This is a genomic window from Paracoccus sp. UBA889 (assembly GCA_002294185.1).
Lineage (GTDB): Bacteria > Pseudomonadota > Alphaproteobacteria > Rhodobacterales > Rhodobacteraceae > Paracoccus.
Genome location: DBFD01000009.1, coordinates 1 through 6,208, shown reverse-complemented (window position 1 = coordinate 6,208; position 6,208 = coordinate 1). Strand labels below are relative to the sequence as shown.

5 protein-coding genes and 1 pseudogene are annotated in these 6,208 nt (G+C 64.0%); 5 read left to right on the top strand and 1 reads right to left on the bottom strand.

The genetic code is table 11. The features are described from left to right. Positions 1–789: 789 nt before the first annotated feature. Positions 790–1,146, bottom strand: a complete 357-nt coding sequence (locus B4L36_RS01110; RefSeq protein ID WP_292951029.1) for an SUF system Fe-S cluster assembly protein — start codon at positions 1,144–1,146, stop codon at positions 790–792. A 125-nt stretch (positions 1,147–1,271) separates the two neighbouring features. Between B4L36_RS01110 and tgt the strand changes: the two genes are divergently transcribed. From tgt to B4L36_RS01085, 5 genes and pseudogenes are all read left to right on the top strand, one after another. Further along, positions 1,272–2,402 (top strand): tRNA guanosine(34) transglycosylase Tgt, encoded by a 1,131-nt coding sequence (gene tgt, locus B4L36_RS01105; protein ID WP_292951027.1) that lies wholly within the window; start codon positions 1,272–1,274, stop codon positions 2,400–2,402. Between the two features lie 139 nt (positions 2,403–2,541). After that, positions 2,542–3,711: a ribonuclease D gene (gene rnd / locus B4L36_RS01100; RefSeq protein WP_292951031.1), complete on the top strand. Its 1,170-nt coding sequence runs from the start codon at positions 2,542–2,544 to the stop codon at positions 3,709–3,711. Then, the gene (locus B4L36_RS01095; protein WP_292951025.1) at positions 3,711–4,694 is read left to right on the top strand and encodes a GNAT family N-acetyltransferase; all 984 of its coding nucleotides are present in this window, start codon (positions 3,711–3,713) and stop codon (positions 4,692–4,694) included. Before rnd ends, B4L36_RS01095 begins: the two co-directional genes overlap by 1 nt. 136 nt (positions 4,695–4,830) lie before the next feature. Further along, positions 4,831–5,121: a hypothetical protein gene (locus B4L36_RS01090; protein ID WP_292951023.1), complete on the top strand. Its 291-nt coding sequence runs from the start codon at positions 4,831–4,833 to the stop codon at positions 5,119–5,121. 78 nt (positions 5,122–5,199) lie between these two features. Beyond that, positions 5,200–6,208: pseudogene (locus B4L36_RS01085) on the top strand (IS3 family transposase); the annotation flags it as partial.

The following is a 6,208-nucleotide window of genomic DNA, read 5'->3' as shown; positions in this document are numbered from 1 at the left end:
CAGGGCGCGCACACCCTGTGCCGAATTCTCGAACTGCCTCGCCTCATTCCCCTCCAGATCGATTGCATCGAGGTGGGATTTGGAAATGTCGATCCCGATCGTGTGCTCCGTCATCTTCGCCGTGTCCTATCCTTGTCATGCGTGACGCAAGCACGCGTATCCGTTCAGGCCCTGGGTGAAGACGGCGGCCGATCCCACTCAATACCGGTCCCGCTGACCTTTGCTGACACGATCCGACCGCCGCCATGGCCCGCCATAAATGGCGTGGCGGGCCATGGCTCCCGAGTACCCCGAGAACCAAGAAGATTCATAAGACAATGCGATGGTCTCCCGCGCCCGGGTAGAGCTGCGAGAGCTTGAAGTTGAATGTCGCCAAGCCTGCCATCAGAACCTCGGATATCCGCGGCTCTGCCTCGAGTCGTTTTCCGACCAAAGACCAGAAAATCCGCATGGATCGAAGTCGATGCGGACATTCGTCCACGATCTTCGCTGCGTTCGAAGGTCAAGCTTGTGGTCGGAGAATATTGGCTGTATTTTCGGCCTCAGAAGAAGAAATGTCCGAGATCCCGGAAATTTCTTCGTTCGGATAGGCAGATGATACCGCCGAGAAAAAAGTCTCGGATTTCCGCCCTGTTTTTCTTTTTCAGGCCCTCAGAAAATCCGCTTGAAATACAATGACCTGCCGCGCGTCACGCGACAGGTCAGTTTGTTCAGGCCTCCCACCGGACGGAATGCGTCAGTTCGATCCGCGCCCTTTCTTCTTGTGCGAGCCTCGCCTGAAAGGCGGCTCTACATGAAACCCAGTTCCAGCCGCGCCTCGTCGGACATCATGTCCATGCCCCATTGCGGCTGGAAGGTCATCTCGACATCGACCTGTTTCACGCCGGGCAGGGGTTCGATCGCGTCGGCGACCCAGCCCGGCATCTCTCCGGCCACCGGGCAACCCGGCGCGGTCAGCGTCATGACCACCCGAACCTCGTTTGCCGCATTGATGTCGATCGTGTAGATCAGCCCCAGATCATAGATGTTGACGGGAATTTCCGGGTCGTAGACCGTCTTGCAGGCCTCCACGATCGGCTCGTAGAGCGCGTGGTCGGTGCTTGAAGGGGCGATCAGCGGATCGCCTTCCATCATCGGCTGGGTCATGGCGGTTTCCTTGCAATTCCGACCGATTATATAGGACATCGCCCGGCGCGGGTCCAGAGGGCCGGCGTTGCATCCGCGACTGGCGGGCGGTAAGGACGCGCGTTTCCACCCGGAAGGCCCCGAAGATGAGTGACCGTTTCTCCTTTTCGCTGCATGCCTCGGACGGCGCGGCGCGCAGCGGCACCATCCACACCCCGCGCGGCGAAATCCGCACGCCCGCCTTCATGCCCGTCGGCACGGCCGCGACCGTCAAGGCGATGATGCCCGAATCCGTGCGCAAGACCGGGGCCGACATCCTGCTGGGCAACACCTATCACCTGATGCTGCGCCCGGGGGCCGAAAGGATCGCCGGCCTGGGCGGGCTGCACCGCTTCATGAACTGGCCGCGCCCGATCCTGACCGATTCCGGTGGCTTCCAGGTCATGAGTCTGTCCAGCCTGCGCAAGCTGACCGAAGAGGGGGTGACCTTTGCCAGCCATATCGACGGCAGCCGCCATCACCTGACCCCCGAACGCAGCATGGAAATCCAGCGCCTTCTGGGCAGCGACATCGTCATGGCCTTTGACGAATGCCCGGCGCTTCCGGCGGCGGAACGCGACGTCGCTGTCTCGATGCGGTTGTCGATGCGATGGGCGCGGCGGTCGCGCGACGCATTCGGCGACCGGCCCGGACATGCGCTTTTCGGCATCATGCAGGGTGGCGTGACCCGCGATCTGCGCGAGGAAAGCGCCCAGGCCCTGACCGGGATCGGCTTTGACGGCTATGCCATCGGCGGGCTTGCCGTGGGCGAAGGCCAGCAGGCGATGTTCGGCGTGCTGGATTATGCGCCGGGTTTTCTGCCGGCGGACAAGCCACGCTATCTGATGGGCGTCGGCAAACCCGATGATATCGTCGGCGCCGTAAGCCGCGGCATCGACATGATGGATTGCGTGCTGCCGTCACGCTCGGGCCGGACCGGGCAGGCCTGGACGCGGCGCGGTCAGGTCAATATCAAGAATGCCCGCCATCAGGATGACCCGCGCCCGTTGGATCAGGATTGCATCTGTCCGGCCTGCCGCAATTATTCACGCGCCTACCTGCACCATGTCTTCCGCGCCGGCGAGATGATCAGCGGGATGCTGCTGACATGGCACAACCTGCATTACTACCAGGACTTGATGGCCGGGTTGCGCGCGGCGATCACGCAGTCCCGGCTGTCGGATTTCGTCGCGGATTTCCACGCCCGACGCGCCGAAGGCGACATTCCGCCACGTTGATTCCGCGCGCCTGCCGGTTGCAGTCTCGTGGCATGACGGTTGCCGTGGGCGTAAACTGTCCTTTTCAAATCACGGCCTGGGGCGTATTCATTCCGGCGGCGGACGAACCGCCCATCCGAAGGACCTCATGAGCAGCACGATCACAACCATCACCCGGACCGAGGATCTCGCCCGTTTCTGCGAGACCGCAAAAACCGCGCCCTACGTCACCGTCGATACCGAATTCCTGCGCGAACGGACATATTGGTCCAGATTGTGCCTGATCCAGCTTGCGATTCCGCCAGCCTCCACCGATGCCGAGACGGGCGGCGAGGCCGTGCTGGTCGATCCGCTGGCCGAGGGATTGTCGCTGGACCCGCTTTACGAGCTGTTTCGTCACGAGGCGACGGTCAAGGTGTTCCACGCCGCCCGCCAGGATCTGGAAATCTTCTTTCACGACGCCGCGCTGTTTCCGGTGCCGCTGTTCGACACGCAGGTTGCCGCGATGGTCTGCGGCTTCGGCGAACAGGTCGGCTACGAGACGCTGGTGCGCAAGATCGCGCGGGCGAATCTGGACAAGTCCTCGCGCTTTACCGACTGGTCGCGCCGACCGTTGTCGGATGCGCAGAAATCCTATGCACTGGCCGATGTGACACATTTGCGGGTGATCTACGAATTCCTTTCGGCCGAGCTGAAGAAGAACGGTCGCGAAAGCTGGCTGGCCGAGGAAATCGGCGTCCTGGAAGACCCGGAGACCTATATCAACCGTCCCGAAGAAGCCTGGCTGAAGATCCGCACGCGCACCAATTCGCCGCGTTTCCTGGCGATCCTGCGCGAGCTGGCGCGGTTTCGCGAAAACTATGCGCAGGACCGCGACGTGCCCCGCTCGCGCGTGTTCAAGGATGACGCGATGATCGAACTGGCTTCGACCCGGCCGGCAACCGAAGCCGATCTGGGCAAGTCGCGGCTGCTTCTGCGCGAAGCGCGGCGGGGCGACATCGCGGCCGGGATCCTCGCCGCGGTCAAGGCCGGGCAAGAATCCGGCGATCTGCCGAAACCCAAGGGCGTCGAGCCGGGGCGTCCGGGCAATCCGGCGCTGTCGGATCTGTTGCGCGTCCTGCTGAAGGCCAAGGCCGATGCGGCGGGGGTGGCCCCCAGGCTGATTGCCTCGGCGGCGGATCTGGACGCCATCGCCACCGGCGAACGCGATCTGCCCGCCCTGCATGGCTGGCGGGCCGAGGTCTTTGGCCGCGACGCCCTGCGGCTGGCCACGGGCGAGATCGCGCTGTCGGCCGGGGGCGGGGTGGTCCGCGTGGTGCCCGCGCGCTGATGGCCGCGCCCGTTACCCTGACCCGTCCCTGGCCCGAGGATGCCGATACCATCGTCGCGGCCCTTTCGGACTGGCAGGTGACGCAATGGCTCAGCGTCGTGCCCTGGCCCTATGCGATGACCGACGCGCAGGCTTTCATCGCCGAGGCGGGCCCCGACGAACACGCCGTGCGGCAGGGCGACAGGCTTGTGGGCATGATCCGTGCCGGGCAGAGCTTCGGGATCTGGATCGCGCCGGGCGCGCAGGGGCAGGGGATCGGGCTTCGCGCCGCGGTGCTGGCGCTGTCGCGCCGGTTCAATGAAGGGGCCGAGATGGTCGAATCCTACCATCTCGCGGGCAATCGTCGCTCGGCCGGGCTGCTTGCGCGGCTGGGATTTCGGCCCGTCGGTCAGGAAATGCGCTGGTCGCGGCCTCATGGCCGGGAAATGGCAGCCGTGAAGCTGCGGCTGGCTCGCGACGATTTCGCCGCCCGTCATGGCATTGCGCTGGCCACGGCGCGGCTGCTGATCGATGCCCCGCGTCCCGCCGATCTTCCCGCCTTGCACCAGATCGTGACGACACCGCAGATCGCACGGATGCTGCTGCTGTTTCACCCCGGCATGAGTGTCGAGGACATCGCCCCGATCTTCGGCGACCAGTCGCTGACATTGCCGATGCGGCTGGTCGCCCGCAGCGGCGGCAGGGTGGTCGGATCGGTCGGAATCGGCGCGGGCGAAAAGCCCCGGATCTATTACTTCCTCGCCCCCGATCAGGTCGGTCAGGGACTGGGACAGGAAATGGTCGGCGCCTTTCTCGACGAGATCCGCGCCCGTTTCGACCCGGCGGAACTGCTGGCCGATGTCTTTCTCGATAACCAGCCCTCGCGCCTGTTGCTGAAGAATCTGGGCTTTCAGCGCGGCGAGGACGGGCCGCTGGCCTCGTTGGGCCGCGACTCGGTGGATGAGGGCACCGTCTACAACTGGCGCCGCCGCCCCGCGAGCTGAGGCGCATGCGACGGTGCGCGGCGCGGGCCTGGTGCACCGGCTCGCAAATGCGTGATCGGATGCCTGTTGCGGCGCCTTTGGCGAGGGCAGGGAAATCGACGTCGTGTTTCTCGTATCTGGTCCCGATGGCCCTGGAATGCTTGAGTTTCGAGAAGAGGCGATCAATCCGGCCGGTGTCGCGGACGAGGGGCGGCGGCACGGATCGGCGCGGGCTGGGTCTCATGACGGCCCTCGCGCCGATATTTGCGAGGCGGTCGCGCAGCCGGTTTCTGCCATAGGCGGCATCCGCCAGCAGTGTCCGGCCGGGCCCGACGGGGACATGCTGTTGCTTTTTTCACAGACCTGCATCAACAACCCTGAAACCGCGCTAGTCGTTTACGACCGCGATCCTAGCTGTTTGATCCCACGGTTTGATGGTGCGATCTGAGCTATCCCCGGAAAATCGGACAGTGACGGAAGCTACGATCTGACGTCTGCCGGTCTCCAAGCACGAGAAGATCAGCACATGTCGAAACGCAGGAACCACGATGCAGCGTTCAAGGCGCGTGTGGCGCTGGAGGCCGTGAAGGGGAGCGCACGGTGTCGGAACTGGCCGCCGAATTCAGCGTGCATCCGACGATGATCCATCAATGGAAGCGTTTGCTGCTTGAGGGGGCCGCAGGCATCTTCGAACGTGCCGGCAAGGCTGTGGCGGCGGCCGAGGTCAGCGAAGAAACGGTCCGCGACCTGCACGCCAAGATCGGAGAGCTGGCCGTCGCCAACGATTTTTTGTCCAAAAAGCTCAAGCCCCGGATCGGCAAGTGAGGCGCGGGATGATCGAGCGCTCACATCCCAGGCTGTCAGTCGGCGCGCAATGCCGCCTGCTGTCGATCTCGCGGTCGTCGTTCTACTACGCGCCGCAGGGTGAGGCGGCCACGAACCTCGATCTCATGCTGCTGATCGACAAGCAGTTTCTAGAAACCCCGTTCTACGGCGTCCGCCAGATGACATGGCATCTGCAGAACGAAGGCAATGCCGTGAACCAGAAACGCATCCGCCGTCTGATGCGGCTCATGCGCCTGATGCCGATCTACCAGAAGCCCGACACCAGCAAGCCCGCGAAGGGCCACAGGACCTACCCTATCTGCTCGGCGGGTTGCGGGTGGAGCGGCCCAACCAGGTCTGGTGCGCCGACATCACATACATCCCGATGCGCCGCGGCTTCCTCTACTTGGTGGCTGTTATGGACTGGCACACCCGGAAAGTGCTGGCCTGGCGCATCTCCAACACGCTGGAAGCCGGCTTCTGCGTCGAAGCGCTGAACGAGGCGACCCACCGCTTCGGCGCGCCCGAGATCATGAACACCGATCAAGGGTCGCAGTTCACGTCCTTCGCCTGGACCGACCGGCTGAAACGGGTCGGCACCCGGTTCTCGATGGACGGCAAGGGGGCGCCGCCTCGACAACATCTTCATAGAGCGCCTCTGGCGGTCCCTGAAGTATGAATGCGTCTATCTGCACGCCTGGGAAACCGGA

Excerpts from the sequence above, each read along its gene's own strand:
- B4L36_RS01110 (WP_292951029.1), bottom strand. The coding sequence starts at position 1,146 with ATGACCCAGCCGATGATGGAAGGCGATCCGCTGATCGCCCCTTCAAGC.
- tgt (WP_292951027.1), top strand. The coding sequence starts at position 1,272 with ATGAGTGACCGTTTCTCCTTTTCGCTGCATGCCTCGGACGGCGCGGCG.
- B4L36_RS01095 (WP_292951025.1), top strand. The coding sequence starts at position 3,711 with ATGGCCGCGCCCGTTACCCTGACCCGTCCCTGGCCCGAGGATGCCGAT.
- B4L36_RS01090 (WP_292951023.1), top strand. The coding sequence starts at position 4,831 with ATGCTTGAGTTTCGAGAAGAGGCGATCAATCCGGCCGGTGTCGCGGAC.